Source organism: Empedobacter sp. UBA7252, from assembly GCF_002472765.1.
Taxonomy (GTDB): Bacteria; Bacteroidota; Bacteroidia; order Flavobacteriales; family Weeksellaceae; genus Empedobacter; species Empedobacter falsenii_B.
Genome location: NZ_DKSQ01000044.1, coordinates 72,049 through 93,028, shown reverse-complemented (window position 1 = coordinate 93,028; position 20,980 = coordinate 72,049). Strand labels below are relative to the sequence as shown.

The window sequence follows — 20,980 nt, the reverse complement described above, 5'->3', positions numbered from 1 at the left end:
CAAAACTTTTTAGTATGAAAAAAATACTTTTCACGTTAGGAATAGCTTCATTGTTTTTAAGCTCTTGTTCAAAAACAACAACACAAGCTACGCAGACAAATCATTCAGAAAAACAACTATTTGTTTGGAATGGTGCAAATATTTATTTTTTATTGACCGATCGTTTCGAGAATGGAGATAAAAAGAATGATGTTAATTACGGGAGAACTGCTAAAACATCTAAATTAAGAGGTTTTGAAGGAGGAGATTTTCGTGGGGTAATCAATAAAATCGAAGATAATTATTTTTCAGATTTAGGAGTTAATGCGATTTGGATGACACCGATTGTGGAGCAAATTCATGGATATGTTGATGAAGGACAAGGAAAAACATATGGATTTCACGGTTATTGGACAAAAGATTGGACGTCGATTGATAAAAACTGGGGAACTGAAAAAGAGTTACAGGAATTAGTAGACAAAGCACATGCGAAAGGCATTCGTATTATGTTGGACGCGGTGATTAATCACACAGGTCCAGTTACAAATTCGGATGGTGTGTTTCCTGCTGATTGGGTTCGTGTTTCGCCACAATGTACTTATGAGTCTTACAAAACGACGATTGAATGTACGTTGGTAAAAAATCTTCCAGACATTTTAACGGAATCAGAAAATGATGTGATGTTGCCCCCGCAATTGTTAGCAAAATGGTCGCAAGAAGGTCGTTTAGACAAAGAAGTTGCTGAATTGAATGCTTTTTTCGCGAAATATAATCTTCCAAAAGCACCGAAATATTACATTATGAAATGGCTTTCAGATTATATTAGAAAGTATGGAATTGATGGTTATCGTGTCGATACGGTGAAACATACGGAAGAAAATGTTTGGAAGAAATTCGAAGAAATTTGTCTAGATGCTTTCGCAGAATATAAAACGAATAATCCTACAAAAGTATTGGATCAAAATAAGTTTTTCTTGTTAGGAGAAGTTTATGGATATTCGATTAATGATGGTCAGCAATATAATTTTCCTGATAAAACAGTTAATTATTTCGAGAATGGATTTGATGCATTAATCAATTTCGATTTGCGTTCAACTCAAAAAGAATCTAATCAAACTGTTTTTGATCGATACAATGATATTCTTCAAAATAAGATGAAAGGAAAGTCTGTGATGAGCTACATTACCTCGCACGATGACGGTTCGCCTTTTGATAAAAATCGTCAAAATACTTGGGATGCAGGAACTCGATTGTTATTGGCGCCAGGGATTTCGCAAATTTATTATGGAGACGAAACGGCTCGTCCGTTAGAGATTGAAGGTGTTGATGGAGATGCAAATCTTCGTTCGAATATGAACTGGGAAGATATTAAACCAAATTCAGAAACGGAATCATTATTGAATCATTACCAAAAATTAGGACAATTTAGACGAAATCATCCAGCGGTTGGAGCAGGAAATCAAACAGATTTGCAAAATTCTCCGTATATTTTTACAAGAAAATATAAGACAGACGAAGTGGTGATTGGATTGGAAATGCCAATTGGAAAAAAAACAATTAATGTAAGTTCTGTTTGGAAAGATGGTACCAAAGTTCGCGATGCTTATTCAGGTTTTTCTGGAAAAGTTGTGAACGGAAATTTAGAATTGAATACGACTTCCAATATTGTATTATTGGAAAAAGTGAATTAGTTTTTTGAGAAGTAATAGAAGAAAAATGATAAAAAAAATAGTTGGTTTAACCTTGATGACAACTTTGTTTTTAACAAGTTGTGAAAGCAAAAAAGAAACAAAGTCAGAAGACGTTAAAACTGAAAGGAAAGAACAAAGCATTTTGCCTTTTACGGCTGATATGGCAGAAACTTCTGTGATTTATGAAGTGAATGTTCGTCAGTTTTCACCAGAAGGAACTTTTGCAGCGGTTACAAAAGAGATTTCGAATATCAAGAAATTAGGGGTTAAAATCCTTTGGATTATGCCCATTTACCCAATTGGAGAAGAAAATCGAAAAGAAGGTTTAGGTTCGTATTATTCGATCAAAGATTATAGAGGAATCAATCCAGAATTTGGAAATGCCGAAGATTTTAAGAAATTGGTTGATGAAGCGCACAAAAACGGAATCTATGTGATTTTGGATTGGGTTGCGAATCACACGGCTTGGGATCATCCTTGGGTAAAACAACATCCTGATTGGTACGAACAAGATAAGAACGGGAAAATGCATTCTCCTTACGATTGGTCGGATGTTGTGGCGTTAAATTTCGATAACAAAGAAATGCGCAAACAGATGATTGCCGATATGAAATATTGGTTAGATGATTTCAAAATTGATGGTTTCCGTTGTGATATGGCGCACGAAGTTCCGACAGATTTTTGGAATGAAGCAAAACCGCAATTGGCAAATGGTCGCGAAATTTTTATGTTAGCTGAAACGGAGAAACCAGAATTATTAGCAAATGATGCATTTGACGCCGCTTACGGATGGGAAATTCATCATATCATGAATGATATTGCAAAAGGTAAAAAGAATGTTTCTGCGATTGATGCGTACATGGATTCGATTCCGAAAAAATGGCAAGCAGATGATTACAAATTATTATTCACATCAAATCATGACGAAAATTCTTGGGCTGGAACTGAATACGAAAGAATGGGTGATGCGGTAGAAACATTTGCTGCATTAACGTATACTTTACCTGGAATTCCATTGATTTATAATGGACAAGAAGAAGATTTTAATCGTCGTTTAAAATTCTTTGTCAAAGATTCTATTGATCGTAATCCAACAGCAAAAATGCGTGGCGTTTATGAAAAGTTAGGAGAACTTAAAATCACAAATGAAGCATTTAATGGAGCGAAAAAAGCGGCTTCTTACGAACGTTTGAAAACATCTGATGATAAATCTATCTTAGCGTTCAAACGTCATAAAAATACGACAGAAGCTTATTTTATTGCGAATTTTACGAAAGCAAATAAAGAAATTATAGTTCCAATTAATGGTGTGTACAAAAACTTTATGAACAACGAAGATGTTACATTTGATGCAACAACAAAACTGAAATTAAAACCTTGGGAATACCTGATTTTAGTTCAGAAGAAAAAATAAATTCTTAAAAGCTGGTTAAATTTTTAATCAGCTTTTTTTATGGTATAATGCTTGTTGATAAACGTTTAAAATCCAAATCATGAGAAAAATAATTTTATCAACAGCCGCCATTTTAAGCTTAGTTTTCTCTTCGTGTGAATCGAAGAAAACAGAAAACTCAGAAGTTATCACAAGTAAATCTGAAGTTGCAGAACAGCCAATTGTTTCGGAAAGTGATATTGCGAATCATCCAGAGTCATCGACTTCACAAAATACTTATGAGGTTTTACAAGATAATGGTCAACAAAAAACGGTAAATATTGATCCAAATGAAACGGTGATTTCAGCAAATAGTTTACCTATTAATGCACAAAATTTTGTTTCGAAAAACTTTGGTAATATGGAGTTTGTGAATGCGATAAAAGAAGTTGAACGCAATATCACAACATATAATATTCAGTTGAAAGACGGAACAAAAATAGAATTTACAGATAATGGTGATTGGAAGGAGGTGAAAAATGGTTTAGGAAAAGCGATTCCGATTAAATTTTTCCCAGATAATATTCAAAAATATCTTCAATCAAAATATCCTAAAATCGATGCGAAATCAATTGAAATGGATACAAAAGACAAAGAAATAAAAGTAGAATTGTTACAAAATAATGTCGATTTGAAATTTGATTTGAATGGTAATTTTATCAAAATTGATTAATCAAATACATCAAAAACCTTGTCAATAGATGAGGTTTTTTTTAATTTCTAATTTTTAAAATTTTACAATAACCTTCACATCAACTTTTCGCAATTTTCAATATATTTATAGTAGAAAAAATCGCCCAAAATGGATAAAAAATATTTGAGATCGTTAATTTTTAGACATCTCGATGGTTTGGTAACGGCTCCGGTATTAAGTGCTTTGGCTAAAAAAGGAGCTTTGCATTATATCGTCGAGCGTAAAACTATACAGTTAGAAGAATTGACAAACGAATTTCAGGCAAACGAAGGTTATCTAAATGTTGCTTTGCGTGTGTTGGCTTCGCAGAATATGTTAGAATATTCAGTGAATAATGCAGAAAATAGCGTCGAGATTCAAACCAATAAATATTCAGATCGCGCATTTACTAATGTTGATATTTACCATGATTTAGCTGTTTTTTTGGCAGAAAATGAAGTAATTAATCAACATGATTTTTCGGATGAATTTTGTAAAAAATGGATTAAATTATTTGATAAATATAAAACTTATTTGATGACTGCTGACGACGAAGAGTTTCTTGAAAAACCTTTGCATTATCAAATTACCAAACATATCGAAGGCGTTTTAGTTGGACCAATTATTGTGCGAATGGGAATGAGTGGTTTGTTTCATAAATACTTTATGGAAGCTTCTTTCAATCCAGATGAATTTCACAAAAACCCACAAACTTTCGAGAAAATATTGGAACGATTAACCGAATTAGGTTGGTTTACAAAACACGAAAAAAACTATAAATTCACAGAAATAGGATTATTTTTTGCGCGCCGTGCAACATCTTATGGTGTTACAGTTTCTTATTTACCAATGTTCGCGAAGTTGAATGATTTGCTTTTTGGTTCGCCAACAAAATTGCGTGAAATTACCGAAGGCGAAGATGAACAACACGTGAATCGCGAAATGAATGTTTGGGGTAGTGGAGGAGCGCATTCCACTTATTTCAAAGTGATTGATGAGTTTATTGTAGATATTTTTAATCGTCCAATAGAAGAGCAACCGAAAGGAATTTTGGATATGGGATGCGGGAATGGAGCGCTTTTACAACATTTGTATGATGTGATAGAACGTCAAACCTTACGGGGAAAACATCTCGACGAATATCCACTTTTTTTGGTTGGTGCAGATTATAATCAAGCAGCGCTGAAAGTAACGCGTGCCAATTTAATTAAAAATGATATTTGGGCAAAAGTGATTTGGGGTGATATTGGTGATCCAGATCGTTTGGCAACAGATTTGAAAAATGATTATTCAATAGAGTTGAGTGATTTATTAAACATTAGAACATTTTTAGATCATAATCGAATTTGGGAAGATGTAGAAGATATCAAAACAAATCGAATTAGTGCTTCTACAGGAGCTTTTGCGTTTAGAGGAAAACGATTGTCAAATAATGATGTGGAACAAAATTTATTGAATCATCTCAAAAAATGGGCGCCTTATGTAGATAAATTTGGTTTGTTATTGATCGAATTACATACGATTGCTCCAGATTTAACGGCGGAGAATTTAGGAAATACACCTGCAACAGCGTATGATGCAACGCATGGATTTTCGGATCAATATATTGTAGAAGTCGATGTTTTTCATCGAATTTGTCAAGAAACTGGTTTAGTTCCAGATAAAACATTGTTCAAAAAATATCCAAACAGTGAATTGGCAACTGTTAGTATCAATCTTTTGAAACGATAATATTTAAAAGATATATTAAATCAAAAAAAGCTCAGCAATTGCTGAGCTTTCTTGGTTAGTCTTGTGTCAATAATTAGTTTAGGGTTATTTTTGCTTGACTAATCTTAAATCCATTTTCGTAAACATTGAACGTGTAAACTCCTTTTTGGAATTCCTCGTTTTCCCAATCAAACGTAATATTTTTTGTTTGTCCGTTTGTGTAATTAAAGTTGATTGCATCAGAGAAATTAACTGTATCTCCAGATCTCAATTCAATTTGTCCGCCTTGCGCATTTCCATATCTTCCTAATGTTCCGTCAGGATTATAGATAGCAACATATAATTTTTTGTCTCCAGATTCTGTTCTCGAATTACGATCTACATCAAAAGAAACACGAATTTTATCAATACGTTTTGCACGTGTTTTTTCAACTTCTTTTCCGCTATTTCTTACACGAATTCCTTTGATTTGTTGATTAGAAACAGATAAAGTTGAACTTAATTCATTGATCTTTCCTTTCGAAATTGCATTGTCTTTTTGACGAACACTTTTTTCTGTTTCGTAGTTATATGTTAACTCTTTATTGTTTTCTCTTAAATTGTTGTTGTCTGTTGTTAAAGCAGAATTTTTATTATTTAATTCGTCAACGCTACGTACAAGAATTGCATTTTCTTTTTGTAAACGAGCAACTTCAGATTTGTAATTTTTTACACTTCCTTCTAAATCGTTAATCATTTTACGAGCACGATTCATTTCCTCTGCAGTTGGATTGTCTTTATCTAAAATTTCTTGAATATCTTGATTCTTTAACTGAATCATATTTTCTTTATCGCTCAATAAATTGTTACGATCTTCGATGCGTGCTTTATATTGTGTATAGTCGTTTAAAATCGAATCATATTGTTTACGAATTTGATCCTTTTGACCTGTTTCGTTTTTAAGGATTTGAGAATTTAAAGATTCATTTTTTTCAAGATTTCCGATCTGATTTGCTTGATAAATATTATATCCTACACTTCCTGCTAATAAGATTCCGACTAATGCCAAAGGAACTACTAAACCATTTTTTCCTTTGTTTGTTGGTTGATTGTTTTCTTCTAATCCTTGCATATGAACTATTATTTAAGGTTAATTGTTTTTTTATTGTTTTTAGTGTTAAGAAATTATGATGCCAAAAACTTAGTATGATGTTAAAATGAGGATTTTTTAACAAATTTTTTCACATTTTAGACCGAAAATGAATAATTATGCAGATTCTTATTCTAAATAAATCATAAAAAAAGCTTCAGATTATTCTGAAGCTTTTTTTTAATTAATATGAATTGTATTTACTTTTTATCAAAAGTTCCTGTGTAAACAGAAGTTAATTTATCTAAAGAAATGTACTTTTTGAAAACCTCGTTTACTTGGTTTACATTAAGAGCATCTACTTTTTTCTCTAAATTATCAAATTCATCAAACGTAATTCCATTCAATAAATAACCATTCGATAAGCCTAACAAAGTTCCGTCAGTTCCCAAAGAAGTTGTACGACCGTTTTTCCAACTTACAATATTTGTTTTCAATTCGTCCGCTGTGAAACCATCTTTCAATGCTTTTGCAACTTCTTCTTTCAATGCTTTTTCAACTGCTTCACGTTTTGTAGGGTTTAAAAATGCATAATATCCCCAAGAAGCTACATCGTTTTTAGGATCGTTTGGAATCGAAACATATGAACCTGCACCATAGCTGATTCCTTCTTTTTCTCTTAATCGCATTGGAATACGAGCAGATAAAAATCCTCCACTTCCAATCATTTCATTTGCCATAACCATTGCGGCGTAATCAGCACTTTCACGATTCATTTTGAAGTTAATTGATCCAACTGCAGCAGCATTTTCTTTGTCTGGAATGTTATAAAGTTTATCCTCTTTTTTCGTTGCTGTAAAAGTTGGATACGCTTTTTCGTACTTCGATTTGCTATTCCATTTACCAAAAGTATCGTTTAATAATTTTTCAACTTTCGCTTTGTCATTTGTTCCAATAATAGAAACAACACCATTTTGTGCACCTAAAATATTTTTATAAAAATCAACTAAATCAGCTTGTTTGATTTTCTTTAAATCATCTTTTGTTTCAGCAAAAGAAGCTGTATAAAAAATAGAAGATTTAGGATAATTAGATGTTAAACGACTAATTTCGTTGAAGGCTAATGCTTGCGGATCGTTTGTATTTGCATCTAAATATGTTGTGTATTCATTTACAGATTTTGCTAATTCAGCTTCAGGAAAAGTTGGTTCTGTAATGATTTGACGCACGATATCCATTGTTTTGTCTAATGAATTTTTGTACGTATTAATTGTTACAGATAAATTTTGTCCTCCAAATCTAAATCCAACCGAAGATTTTAAAGCATCTAATTGATCTTTGATTTGTTCTTTTGTTAAATTCTTCGTTCCAGACATTAACAATTCAGCCGTTAATTGACCGATCATTCCTTTGTTTGCCAAATCTTTTTCATTCGAAACAGGTAAATTAAATGAAAGAATTACTTTTTCACCTTTAATTTCTTTGTCGATGATTCCATATTTTAGACCATTGTTCAATTTTCCTTCTGCATAATGAGCTTTTAAGTTTTTGATTGAAGCTTCAAATGGTTTTGCTTCTTTCTCAACTGCACGACCTTTGTAATTCGAAACTAATTCTGTAATCTGTTTATTCGTTAATTCAGCTGGTTTTACACGAATTTCATCTTTTGTCGGAATAAAAGTTCCAACTGTTCTATTATTCGCTTTAAAATATTTTTCAGCTACACGTTTTACATCTTCTTTGGTTACTTTTTCGATATTATCGCGGTATAAGAAACCTAAACGATAATCACCCGCACCAACAATTTCTGTTAAACCAATGGCATAATTAATCGTATTATTTTTTTGATTTTCGATGTTTTTCACAATACTTGCTTTCGCACGTTGTACATCTTGATCAGTATAATTAATTGTAGCAACTTTGTCTAATTCTGCACGAATATCATTTTTCGTTTGTTCGATGTTTTTCTCTTTTGGAATTTCAGTTCCGATATAGAAGAAACTTGCATCACGAACTTCTGGACTATACGCCCAAATTGAAGCAATTTTGTGTGTGTCAACTAAAGATTTGTACAAATATCCCGAAGGATCTGAAGTTAAAATATTATTTAAAACATCAATTGCTGCATAATCTTTATCGCTATATGCTGCAACGTGATACATTACACCAACAGATTGGGAATCTCCTGCACGTTTTACTTCAACAAATTTTTCACCATCTTGCGCTGGCTCAACTGTTAAAATTTCGTCTAAAACACGAGTTGGTTTTGGAATCGAAGCAAAATACTGATTCACATATTCCATCGTTTTTTTCTCGTCAAATTTTCCAGCAATAATTAAGGTTGCATTATCTGGTTGATAATATTTTTCGTAGAATTTGCGCAACTGTGGTGTTTTTACACGCTCAATATCTTCTTTAGATCCAATTGTAGATTTTCCGTAATTGTGCCATAAATAGCCAGCAGAAATAACGCGTTCCATTAAAACACTTGACGGATCATTTTCACCAATTTCAAATTCATTACGTACAACCGAAAATTCTTTGTCCAAATCTTCTTGTTTAATGGTTGCATTAATCATACGATCAGCTTCCATTTCCAAACTCCAACGTAAATTTTCGTCGCTTGATGGGAAAACTTCGTAATAATTTGTACGATCATAATATGTCGTTCCATTTGCACGTCCACCTTTGTCAGATAACATTTTCTTGATATCACCTAAGTTTTTTGTTGATTTAAACAACATATGTTCTAACAAATGCGCCATTCCTTTTTCACCGTAACCTTCGTGTTTAGAACCAACATTGTAAACAATATTTACTACAACATTACTTTGCGATTGATCAGAGACTAATAAAACTTGTAATCCATTTGGTAGTTTGTATTCCTTAATTCCTTCTACTTGCGTCACAAAAGTTGCGTTTCCAGATTTCGTTTGAGCCATTAAGTATGGTGAATTTGCAAAGGCAAAAACCAGACATATACTCAGTAAAGTTTTTTTCATGTATTTATTTTTATAGTTATTAATTGGATGATACAATTCTATAATCTATTCGTTAGACGCAAATTGTATGGTGTAAGTTACAAATCTTTTGTTAAATTTGTGATGCAACAAACAAAAGAAATGGAAACAAAAGAGGTAAATAAAATTACTTTCGAAGAGTTTAAAAGTCAAATCATTAATGATTACAAGACGGCTTTTATGTCTCGTGAAGCAAGTCTTTTAGGAAGAAGAGAAGTACTTACTGGGAAAGCAAAATTTGGGATTTTTGGTGATGGAAAAGAATTACCACAAATTGCAATGGCAAAAGTATTCAAAAATGGAGATTTCCGTTCTGGATACTATCGCGATCAAACATTTATGTTCGCAATTGGTCAATTAACTGTTGAACAATTTTTTGCACAATTATACGCTTTAACAGATTTAGAGAAAGAACCTTCATCAGGAGGTCGTCAAATGACATCTCATTTCGGAACACGTTCTTTAAATGAAGATGGTTCTTGGAAAAAATTAACAGAACAAAAAAATTCGAGTGCTGATATTTCGCCAACAGCTGGTCAAATGCCACGTTTGTTAGGCTTAGCACAAGCTTCAAAATATTTTAGAAATGTTCCTCAATCAGACGAAGATCAACAATTTTCTGTAAACGGAAATGAAATTGCTTTCGGAACAATTGGTGACGCAAGTACTTCTGAAGGTCATTTTTGGGAAACGATAAATGCAGGTGGAGTTTTGCAAGTGCCAATGGTTGTTTCTATTTGGGACGATGGTTACGGAATTTCTGTACCAGCTAAATTTCAACGCACAAAATCGAATCTTTCTGAATTATTATCAGGTTTCGGAAGAACGGAAGAGGAAAGAGGTTACGAAATTATTACTGTAAAAGCGTGGGATTATCCTGCTTTGATTGAAGCGTATACACGTGCAGAAAGATTTGCGCGTGAGCATCACATTCCGTGTATTGTACACGTGCAAGAATGTACGCAACCACAAGGTCACTCGACTTCTGGTTCGCACGAGCGTTATAAATCAGAGGAGCGTTTGACATGGGAAAAAGATTTTGATGGAATCTCAAAATTCCGTGAATATATTTTAGCATTTGCAGATCATTCAGAAGCAATTATTTCTGCGGAAGAGTTGGATCAATTAGAAGCTGAAGTAAAAGCTGAAGTAAAAGCTTCTCAAAAACAATGTTGGGACGATTATTTGAATCCAATTTTGGATTTGAAAAATGAAGCGTTAGAATTATTAACGAAAATTGCTTTAGAAAGTGCAAACGGTGCTTTTATCAACATTGAAATTAGTAATCTAAAATCAAAGAAAAGTCCTTTCAAACGTGATGTTTATGGAGCTGTTCGTAAAGTAATTCGTTTAATACGTTCAGAAAATTTAGTTACAAAAGCTGAATTAATTTCTTGGTTAGATGCCAAAATGAAGCGCGAAGAAGAAATCTATTCGACTAAATTAGTTTCAGGAACGGCAACTCAAGTACCACAAGTAAAACCTGAGTTTGGAGAAAATCCAGCGTTAGAAGATGGTCGTGTAATTGTTCGTGATAACTTTGATAAAATTTTCGAAAAATATCCAAAGGCATTAGTTTTTGGTGAAGATGCTGGAAATATTGGTGATGTAAACCAAGGTTTAGAAGGTCTTCAAGCAAAATATGGTATCGATCGTATTTCGGATACAGGTATTCGCGAAGCAACAATTCTTGGTCAAGGAATTGGATTAGCGATGCGTGGTTTACGTCCAATTGCAGAAATTCAATATTTAGATTATATCCTTTATTGTTTACAAGGAATTTCTGATGATTTGGCAACTGTGCTTTATCGTTCGAATGGAGGTCAAAAAGCGCCTGTGATTATCAGAACGCGTGGTCACCGTTTAGAAGGTGTTTGGCATTCAGGTTCGCCAATGGGAGGAATTTTGAATTTGGTTCGTGGCGTGAATGTTTTAGTTCCACGTGATTTAACAAAAGCCGCAGGTTTTTACAATACATTGATGCAAGCAGATGAGCCTGCAATTGTTGTAGAAAGTTTGAATGGTTATCGTTTGAAAGAACCTGCACCAACTAATATTGGAGAATTTACAACGCCAATAGGTGAAGTAGAAATTACAAAAGAAGGAAAAGATGTAACGTTATTAACATACGGTTCTACTTGGAGAATTGTGATGGATGCTGCGAAAGAATTGGAGCAACTAGGTATTTCTGTTGAAGTAATTGATGCACAATCTTTATTGCCTTTCGATATCAATGCAGATGTTGCAAAAAGTTTGAACAAAACGAATCGTTTAGTTATTGTTGACGAAGATGTTCCAGGTGGAGCAAGTGCATTCTTGTTACAAGAAATTATCGAGAAACAAGGTGGATATTTTACATTAGATAGCGCACCATTGACGATTACAGCGAAAGCTCACCGTCCTGCGTATGCGACTGATGGAGATTATTTTTCAAAACCTTCTGTTGATGATATTACAGAACAAGTCTATGAACTAATGCGCGAAGCGAAACCAAACGAGTTTCCTGCTTTGTACTAAAAAATAAATTTTAGAGTTATATAAGCGTATGTCTTTTTCAAAAAGGCATGCGCTTTTTTTGTATTTTTAACAATCAAAATTATAATGAAAATGAAATTCTATTCGATTATACTTTGTCTATTGACTTCAATTCTTTTTGGGCAATTTCAAGATGTAATTCCTCCAAAGAATATCAAGACGGTTCAAGTTTTTAATCCGCAAACAAACGATAATACACCCGTTATCAAGTTAGGTTCTAGCGAAAGATTAATTTTTCTTTTTGATGATATCAGTGCAGGTTATAAGCGTTATCAATATTCTATTGAACACAGAAATGCAGATTGGTCAGAATCGAATATTTTTCAAACCGAATTTTTAAATGGTGTTAATGCTGATTATGCGCGAACATATAAGAATTCATTCAATACGTATCAAAAATATACCAATTATCAAATTCAATTTCCGAATGATCAAATGAATGTAAAATTACCTGGAAATTATGTGTTAAAAGTGTATTTAGAAAATGATTCAAACCCAATTTTCACGAAACGTTTTGCCGTTTATCAACCAATTGCGGATGTTGGAGTGATGGTTTCTCGTTACAATAATCCAACCGTAAAAGAATTGAATCAGCGTTTGCAAGTTCAAGTTTCGAGTGGAACACAAAATTTAACTGAAGTTCCTGATGGTGCAAGATTATTTTTGATGAAAAATAACAATTGGAACGAAGGTTATTTTGTCAATCGACCATCTTTTTCTCGTCCAAATCAATTAACATATAATGATACTAATATTTTGTTTGACGGTGGTGCAGAATACAATTGGTTTGATAACAAAAATTTAGAAGTTCCGAGTTTAACAACAGAAAAAACATTCAGAAAAGATAGTGTTTATCACACTGTTTTGCGTGCAGATATTCCGAAATATAATTTACCTTATGATGATTATCCAGACATTAATGGTAATTTTTATATCCGAAATAACCGTTATGGAAACGAATATGCAGCAAATTCTGAAGCAGATTATTCATGGGTTTATTTTGCCTTAGATGCTTTCGAAGATCAAAATGGATTATACGTTCCGTATGTTGTAGGTGCTTTTAATAATTGGGAAATTGATGAAAATTCGAAATTAGAAAAAGACGATGCAGGATTTTGGGTAACCGAATTATTCTTGAAACAAGGTTATTACAATTATCAATATGTCGTAAAAAATACCAAAACAGGCAAAATCGATCCAAGTTATGTGAGCGGAAGTTTTTGGCAAACCGAAAATCAATATCAAGCATTGTTTTACTATCGCCCTTGGGGACAACGATACGATGTGTTGATGGGATATGGAACTGGAAATTCGAGGAGATAAGTAGCTTAACTTCTCAAAATTTTTTCCATTATTTTTCCTTTGGCTAATTCATCGATTAATTTGTCTAAATATCGAATTTTTTGCATCAATGGATTTTCAATTTCTTCCACACGATAACCGCAAATCACACCTTTTATTTTAGTTGCATTTGGATTAAACTTTGGTGCATTTTCAAAAAAATCATGAAAGTTAGTTTTCTTCGTTAAAATTTCTTCCAAATCTTTTTCAGTATAACCTGTTAACCAAAAAATAATTTGATCAACTTCCGTTTTTGTTCGGTTTTTCTTTTCTGCTTTTGTGATGTAATGCGGATAAACACTTGCAAAAGACATTTCGATTACACGCTGAAAATTTTTATCATTCATTTTTTAAGAATATTATAGAGGATAAATTTCGACAATTAATTTGATAAAATCTCACTATTTTCATCGATTGTGATTTATAGATTTTGAGTTAAATTTGAGTATGAAATTTTTATTTAGATTTTTAATACTGTTTACGATAATTAGTTTGGTTGGATGTACTTCTGAAACCAAAAAATCACCAATTGATTTTTATTATTGGCGAAGTAATTATTCGGTGAATGAAACAGAGAAAAAAGCGGTTGATTCACTAAAAGTGGAAAATATTTATGTTCGTTTTTTTGATGTGGATAAAAAGTTGAATAAAATTTCTCCAGTTGGAATTATTCAGAATTTTGATGCAACGAAACTCAATGTCAATTATATTCCGACGGTTTTTATTACCAATCAAACTTTTCTGAATACATCAAAAGATCAAATCAAAATTTTAGCAAAAGATGTGTATAATTTTTTGAGTGAAACGGCTGAAAGAGGAAATCTAAAAAGTTTCAATGAAATTCAGATAGATTGTGATTGGACGAAATCTACGCGCGAAAATTATTTTATGTTTTTGTCGGAATTGAAACATATTTCGGGCAAAAAACTTTCGGCAACTTTGCGTTTGCATCAAGTCAAATTTAAAGACAAAGAAGGAGTTCCGCCTTTGGATATAATGGTTTTGATGTGTTATGCAACCGAAAATCCAACTGATCAATCTGAAAATAATTCGATTTTAGATTTGAAAATAGCAAAAGATTATTTAAAAAACTTGAACGATTATCCAATCAAATTAGATGTTGCTTTGCCAATTTATTCGTGGGCAATTTTGACAAATCATCAAGGAAAAATAAAATTAATCAATTCTTTTTCGGAGCAAGATTTGATAGGAAAACCTGTAAAGAAAATCAGAAATGGATTTTATGAAGTGGAAGATGATTTTTTTGTACGAAATTTTTATGTGAGCAAAGGTTTTACAATAAAAGTTGAAATGATTTCTCCTGAATTATTAATTGAAACAAAATCATTTATCGATACAAAATTATCTTACAATTATCGCTTGATTTATTTTCATTTAGACTCAAAATTTTTGAAAACAATACCAACACAATTATGAAAAAAATAGTACTTACTTTATGCTTAACTTTTGGTTTAACCAAAGTATTTGCGTGTGCTGATGGAGGTGGAGAAGATTATTATTACTACAATCTTTTTTCGCAAACTTTAAGCGAAGCGCCTCAATATCAGCCATTTTTGATGACGTTGGATAATCCATATTATACGATGGATGCAAATCAAAAGAATGAGAATATTTTGGATTGGCAAAAAACGTTAGGAATTAGCTATCAGCAAGCGTTTGAGTTGGTTTTTAAAGTATCGAAACAAGAAATTGATTTGATGGTAAAGAATGGAAAATCGTCCAATACGAACTATAATTTTGCGACAACAGATTGGGTAAAAAAGAATAAGCAAAGTTTACTTTACTTGTCGTATGCCAAGTATTTAGAGCCTTATATGGCTTTTTATTATATCGATAATGGTGAATGGTCGTATGTAGATCGTCCAGAAAAAAATGTCAATAATCTAAACTATAGAAAAGTTCTTGAGGTTCTAAAGAAAAGTTGGAATGCAGAAACGGACAAAGAATTAAAAGTTCGTTACGGTTATCAATTGGTGCGTTTTGCGCATTATTTCCACGAATATAAAGACGCTATCAATTATTTTAATATGTATGTGGCGTCGCAAGGACTCAAAAATTCGATGTATTATTATGCGTTAGATCAAAAAGGTGGAGCGGAGCGTGCACTTGGAAATTATATTCAGGCGAATTATGACTTTTTCGAAGTTTTTTCTCATTCGAATGATCGAAAAATGAGTGCTTATCAATCGATGCGCGTGACAGAAGATTTGAATTATGAGAAAATGTTAGCCAATGCCAAAACGATTCAAGAAAAAAATGATTTGTATTTATTGATTGGTTATAATGATTTTTCGAATCCGTTAGCTCCTGCGAAAAAAATTATTGCGAATGATGTAAATGCGCCACAAGCGAGAATTTTATTTGCACGTTCTATTAATTTAATTGAACGCGAATATTTGCAACAAAATCCTGAAGATTATTATTGGAATTCTTCTCAAGAACGAAAAAAATATACAGATTTATATTTACCTGTAAAAACAAATGGCAATTATTACAGTAACCCCGAAGATTCAAAAGATGAAGTTCAGATTAATGAATTGATTGCTCTGGCAAAATCACAAGCGATAAAAGCTGACGACAAAGAATATTGGAAATTATCGGTGGCATATTTGAATTTATTGAACAAAAATTTTGCGGAAACAAAAACGTATTTAACCAAAGTAAATTCAACTTCGAAAGAATTTCAACAACAGAAAAAAGTGATTGAAATTTTATTAGAAATTTTCGAACAAAAGAAAATTACAGATAGTTTTGAGAATCAATTGATGCAAAAATATGCGTCGATTTTGAATTATGAATATCCAAAATTACCAGAAGATGTCTATGGTTATTCGGATGAAGATGATCAAAAAATGAACTTGAAAAATGTGATTTTAGATGTTTTAGCAAATCGATATTTTTTGCAAGGTGACAAAGGAAAAGCATTTTTGATTCATAATGAAATTACACAATTAGGTTCAAATCCAGATTGGGCGATTATCAATGATTTAGATAAATTGGATAAAAAATCGAATAAAACAGCTTTCGAAAAATATTTGATTAATGCAAAAGTAAAATCGAGTTCATGGGATTGGAGAACAAAAAAATCAAAAGAAATTCAGTTTAAATTATCAGATTATTTAGCCGATTTCAAAGGAACATTGTATTTAGGCGAAATGAAATTTGATTTGGCGAAAAAAGAATTTGAGAAGATTGATCAAAAATATCACACGTCAGAAAGTGCTTATTTTGTTTATGATTACGATTATACAACAGAAAAAGAAAGCAAAACTTGGGTAGAAAATCAGTTTGATGGTTATCATAATATTCCGAATAAAATCTTTGGATATAATAAGATTGAATGTTTTAATTGTGACGAAAATCAAGTGATCGCAACTCCTTATTTGAATGAATTTAAATTTATCAAACCAAAAATGTCAAAATTAGAATTGACAAATGCGATGATTGAATTGAATAAAATAGCAAAGAAGAATACCGAAGAAGCTGCAAAAGCGAATTATTTGTTGGGGAATTTCTTTTACAATACGACGACTTTAGGCTATTATCGTTATTTGTTGACATTTGATCGAAACAATGATAATGGACCAAAATTTAATAATTATGGTGATCAATATGAAGCGACAAGCAACTTCTTTTACAAAAGTTTCGGTTGGGGTGGAAACTACGTAGATAATTTTACGCCGTCAGAAAATTATTTGAAAAAAGCTTTTGATTCGACAAAAGACAAAGAAATGAAAGCGCAAATTTTATTTGCATTGTCTAAGAATGAACAAGGAAGATTTTATAATGCAAAAGATCCTGTGTTGAAACGTTTGTACGAAAATCAATATGACAACGAAGATAAAATTTTAGCGTTTAAAGTGGCAAATTATCGTTCTAATTTTAAAAATTTGAAACAATATTCGGACACGAAAACATATCAAGAAATAAAATCAAATTGTAAATATTTCGATTATTACACAAATAACTTTTAATAATTAAAACGCTTCTAATTTTAGGAGCGTTTTTTGTGATGTGATTTTTGACTAAAATAGATTATTATGAAATGTTTTGTAACTCAAGAACCAATTAATCGCTACGAAGCTGTAAAAGGAAAAGAAATTCAGCAAGAGATTTTTAAATTGATTGAGCAAGATTATCCAGCAATTACCGAAGAAGATTATGTTTCGATAAAAATATTGAACAAATATCGTCGTCAATTTTTTGCAAATTTGATTTCGCAAGAAAAAGGTGAAATGGAAAAATTGGATCAAGATGTAGTAGAAGCAATTCGTGATAATTCTATTCTTTCCGAAAATATAAAAGAAAATACATCAAAGCCATTGACAACAGGCGATAGAATCGCAGATAAAGTAGCGTCTTTTGGAGGAAGTTGGACATTTATTATTTCGTTTTTTATTTTCTTATTGGTTTGGATGTTTCTTAATTTTTGGATGTTGCACAACAAAGGTTTTGATCCCTATCCATTTATTTTACTCAATTTGATTTTGTCTTGTTTAGCAGCAATACAAGCTCCAATTATTATGATGAGTCAAAATCGTCAAGAAGATAAAGACCGTGATAGAGCCGAACATGATTATAAAATTAACTTGAAAGCTGAATTGGAAATAAAATTATTAAGCGAAAAAATAGATCATTTATTGGTTCATCAGAATAAGAAATTATTAGAAATACAGGAAATGCAAATCCAATATTTAGAGAATATCGAAAATCAAATTCTTCATACAAAAGATAAAAAAGAAAATAAAAAGGAAGAATAATGGATGATTTTATGTTTAAAGTGGTAAAAGACTTAATTATCTGAACTGAAACATTTCCATTTATTTTTCTTAAATTTGAACTTTGAAAAGTATAAACAAACAAAATAATCAAAATGTCAAAATCATTTGCTCAAATTCCTCACGCTGTTAACGAAGAGGTAAAATCATATGCTCCTGGAACACCAGAGCGTGCGCAATTATTAGACGCTTACAAAAAAATGTTTAACGAGGTAACTGAAGTTCCTCAATACATTGGTTCTGAAGAAATTTTTTCAGGAAATAAAAAAGAAATTCGTCCTCCACATGACCACCAAAAAGTTGTTGGTTATTTCCACGAAGGAACACAAGATGATGTAAGAAAAGCGATTGATACAGCTTTAGCTGCAAAAGAAGCTTGGGTTGCAATGCCTTGGGAAGATAGAGCGGCAATTTTCTTGAAAGCTGCAGATTTGATTGCTGGTCCTTACCGTGCAAAAATAAATGCTGCAACAATGATTGGTCAATCTAAAAATGCAATGCAAGCAGAAATTGATTCAGCTTGTGAGTTGATTGACTTTTTACGTTTCAATGTACAATACATGACAGAAATTTATGCAGATCAACCAATTTCTTCTCCTGGAATTTGGAATCGTGTAGATTATCGTCCATTAGAAGGATTTACTTTCGCAATTACTCCATTCAATTTTACTGCAATCGCTGGTAACTTACCATCTTGTATGGCTTTGATGGGGAACGTTGTAGTTTGGAAACCTTCTGATAAACAAACTTTAGCTGCTAAAGTAACAATGGAAGTGTTCAAAAAAGCTGGTTTACCAGATGGTGTAATCAACATGATCTTAACTGATGGAGCAGAAACTGCAAAAACAGTTTTAGAACACAAAGATTTCGCAGGTTTACACTTCACAGGTTCTACAAAAGTTTTCAATACTTTATGGAAACAAATTGGAGATAACATCAACAATTACAGAACTTATCCACGTATCGTAGGAGAAACAGGAGGAAAAGATTTCGTAATGGTTCACAAATCAGCTTGTCCAACAGAAGTTGCTGTAGGTTTAGTTCGTGGAGCATTTGAATACCAAGGACAAAAATGTTCTGCTGCTTCTCGTGCTTATATTCCATCTAACTTATGGAACGAAGTTGAGAAACAAATGAAAGAAATGTTAGCAACTGTTAGATTAGGATCTCCAGAGGATTTCTCTAATTTCATGACAGCGGTTATCGATAAAAACTCTTTCGAAAAATCTAAAGCATATATCGATCGTGCTCAAGCATCTTCTGAAGCTGAAGTTGTAATAGGTGGTACTTATGATGATTCAGTTGGGTATTTTGTTCAACCAACAGTTATCAAAGCAACGAACCCTAAATATGAATCAATGGTAGAAGAAATCTTCGGGCCTGTATTATCAGTTTATGTTTATGATGAAAATGAATTTGAAGCAACTTTAAAATTAGTTGACGAAACTTCTGCTTACGCATTAACAGGATCAATTTTCGCGAAAGATCGTGCTGCTGTAGAATTAGCTGCTAAAGCATTGAAAAATGCTTGTGGAAATTTCTACATCAATGATAAACCAACAGGTGCAGTTGTAGGTCAACAACCATTTGGTGGAGCGCGTGCTTCTGGTACAAATGATAAAGCAGGTTCTGCAATGAACTTGTTACGTTGGACTTCTGTTCAAACAATCAAAGAAACATTTGTTCCTGCAAAAGATTACAAATACCCATTCTTAGAAAAATAATATTTTCGAGATACAAAATTAGAATAAGCCTTACATTTGTAGGGCTTATTTTTTTGGTATGAATGATAATTCGGAAAAAGCAATCAAAGCTTCAATTTTTAGTATTGTAGGAAACGCTTCTTTGGCTGGAATTAAGTTTTTGGCTGGTTATTTTGGGAATTCTTACGCACTTATTGCAGATGCAATCGAGTCTTCGGCAGATGTTTTTTCTTCTATATTTGTTTTCTTTGGACTAAAGTATTCTGCAAAACCTGCAGATGAAAATCATCCTTATGGACACGGAAAAGCAGAAGCGTTAATCACATTTTTAGTGGTTACTTTCCTTATTGTTTCTGCGATTATCATTGCAAAAGAAAGTATTAACAATATTATTACACCACATCATCAGCCCAAACCATTTACCTTATTAGTTCTTGGAGGAATTATTTTATTCAAAGAATTATCGTTTCAGTATGTAATGCGAAAAAGTGTTGAAACCAATAGTTCTTCTCTAAAAGCAGATGCTTGGCATCATCGTTCGGACGCAATTACATCGTTAATGGCGTTTATCGGAATTTCGATTTCATTGGTAATGGGACCAGGTTGGGAGGCAGCAGATGATGTTGCAGCACTTTTTGCATCAAGTTTTATTTTATATAATGCGTACAAAATCCTTCGACCTGCGTTGGGAGAAATTATGGATGAGCAATTGTACGAAAATGAAATTGAACAAATTAGAGAAATCGCTTCGCATGTTCCGGGTGTTATGGCGACTGAAAAATGTAATGTGCGTAAGAATGGAATGAATTATTATGTCGATTTACATGCAATAGTCGATGGAACGATTTCGGTGGTGGAAGGACATAAAATTAGTCATGATCTGAAAGATGCTGTACAAGCTAAAATGCCACAAGTAAAAGATGTATTAGTGCATATAGAGCCTACTTTTGTCTCGGTTCGAGAATATTTTCGAACAAATCACATCGAAGATAAAAGAGTGGAGGAGTAAAAATAAATTATATTAAATA

At 32.4% G+C, this 20,980-nt stretch carries 14 protein-coding genes; 11 read left to right on the top strand and 3 right to left on the bottom strand.

All coding sequences use genetic code 11. The annotated features are described in order from the left end of the window. Positions 1-14 precede the first annotated feature (14 nt). From B2X73_RS05925 to B2X73_RS05910, 4 genes are all read left to right on the top strand, one after another. Positions 15-1,670 carry an alpha-amylase family glycosyl hydrolase gene (locus B2X73_RS05925; protein WP_291095995.1) on the top strand — a complete coding sequence of 552 codons (1,656 nt, stop codon included), beginning with the start codon at positions 15-17 and terminating at the stop codon, positions 1,668-1,670. 25 nt (positions 1,671-1,695) lie between these two features. Further along, positions 1,696-3,084, top strand: coding sequence for an alpha-amylase family glycosyl hydrolase (locus tag B2X73_RS05920; RefSeq protein WP_291095993.1), 1,389 nt, complete (start codon positions 1,696-1,698; stop codon positions 3,082-3,084). A 79-nt stretch (positions 3,085-3,163) separates the two neighbouring features. Continuing rightward, a complete protein-coding gene (locus B2X73_RS05915; protein WP_286495093.1) occupies positions 3,164-3,775 on the top strand; it encodes a PepSY-like domain-containing protein in 612 nt (203 codons plus the stop codon). A 129-nt stretch (positions 3,776-3,904) separates the two neighbouring features. Continuing rightward, positions 3,905-5,506, top strand: a complete 1,602-nt coding sequence (locus B2X73_RS05910) for a class I SAM-dependent methyltransferase (RefSeq protein ID WP_221853989.1) — start codon at positions 3,905-3,907, stop codon at positions 5,504-5,506. A 73-nt stretch (positions 5,507-5,579) separates the two neighbouring features. On the opposite strand, the gene B2X73_RS05905 is transcribed toward B2X73_RS05910, so the two are convergent. Next, positions 5,580-6,596 carry a hypothetical protein gene (locus B2X73_RS05905; protein WP_038331054.1) on the bottom strand — a complete coding sequence of 339 codons (1,017 nt, stop codon included), beginning with the start codon at positions 6,594-6,596 and terminating at the stop codon, positions 5,580-5,582. Between the two features lie 218 nt (positions 6,597-6,814). Then, a complete protein-coding gene (locus tag B2X73_RS05900) occupies positions 6,815-9,496 on the bottom strand; it encodes a M16 family metallopeptidase (RefSeq protein WP_257468010.1) in 2,682 nt (893 codons plus the stop codon). Between the two features lie 180 nt (positions 9,497-9,676). Here B2X73_RS05900 and B2X73_RS05895 point away from each other — a divergent pair, with 180 nt between their 5' ends. Further along, the gene (locus B2X73_RS05895) at positions 9,677-12,091 is read left to right on the top strand and encodes an alpha-ketoacid dehydrogenase subunit alpha/beta (RefSeq protein WP_291047720.1); all 2,415 of its coding nucleotides are present in this window, start codon (positions 9,677-9,679) and stop codon (positions 12,089-12,091) included. 84 nt (positions 12,092-12,175) lie between these two features. Beyond that, positions 12,176-13,432 (top strand): type IX secretion system plug protein domain-containing protein, encoded by a 1,257-nt coding sequence (locus B2X73_RS05890; protein ID WP_286495085.1) that lies wholly within the window; start codon positions 12,176-12,178, stop codon positions 13,430-13,432. A 5-nt stretch (positions 13,433-13,437) separates the two neighbouring features. Here the strand turns inward: B2X73_RS05890 and B2X73_RS05885 are convergent, their stop codons facing one another. Next, positions 13,438-13,797, bottom strand: a complete 360-nt coding sequence (locus B2X73_RS05885) for a DUF2200 domain-containing protein (RefSeq protein WP_219033767.1) — start codon at positions 13,795-13,797, stop codon at positions 13,438-13,440. 100 nt (positions 13,798-13,897) lie between these two features. Between B2X73_RS05885 and B2X73_RS05880 the strand changes: the two genes are divergently transcribed. The 5 genes from B2X73_RS05880 to B2X73_RS05860 all read left to right on the top strand — a co-directional run bounded on the left by B2X73_RS05880 (position 13,898) and on the right by B2X73_RS05860 (position 20,961). Continuing rightward, entirely contained in the window at positions 13,898-14,887 is a 990-nt protein-coding gene (locus tag B2X73_RS05880) for a hypothetical protein (RefSeq protein ID WP_291095991.1), read from the top strand. Continuing rightward, positions 14,884-17,445, top strand: a complete 2,562-nt coding sequence (locus B2X73_RS05875; protein WP_291047727.1) for a hypothetical protein — start codon at positions 14,884-14,886, stop codon at positions 17,443-17,445. Before B2X73_RS05880 ends, B2X73_RS05875 begins: the two co-directional genes overlap by 4 nt. 66 nt (positions 17,446-17,511) lie before the next feature. Next, positions 17,512-18,231 (top strand): DUF1003 domain-containing protein, encoded by a 720-nt coding sequence (locus B2X73_RS05870; RefSeq protein WP_291047729.1) that lies wholly within the window; start codon positions 17,512-17,514, stop codon positions 18,229-18,231. A gap of 113 nt (positions 18,232-18,344) precedes the next feature. Continuing rightward, the gene (gene pruA / locus B2X73_RS05865) at positions 18,345-19,973 is read left to right on the top strand and encodes an L-glutamate gamma-semialdehyde dehydrogenase (protein ID WP_219033765.1); all 1,629 of its coding nucleotides are present in this window, start codon (positions 18,345-18,347) and stop codon (positions 19,971-19,973) included. 58 nt (positions 19,974-20,031) lie between these two features. Then, complete coding sequence (locus B2X73_RS05860; RefSeq protein WP_125349438.1) at positions 20,032-20,961, top strand: cation diffusion facilitator family transporter; 930 nt, start codon at positions 20,032-20,034, stop codon at positions 20,959-20,961. Positions 20,962-20,980 lie beyond the last annotated feature (19 nt).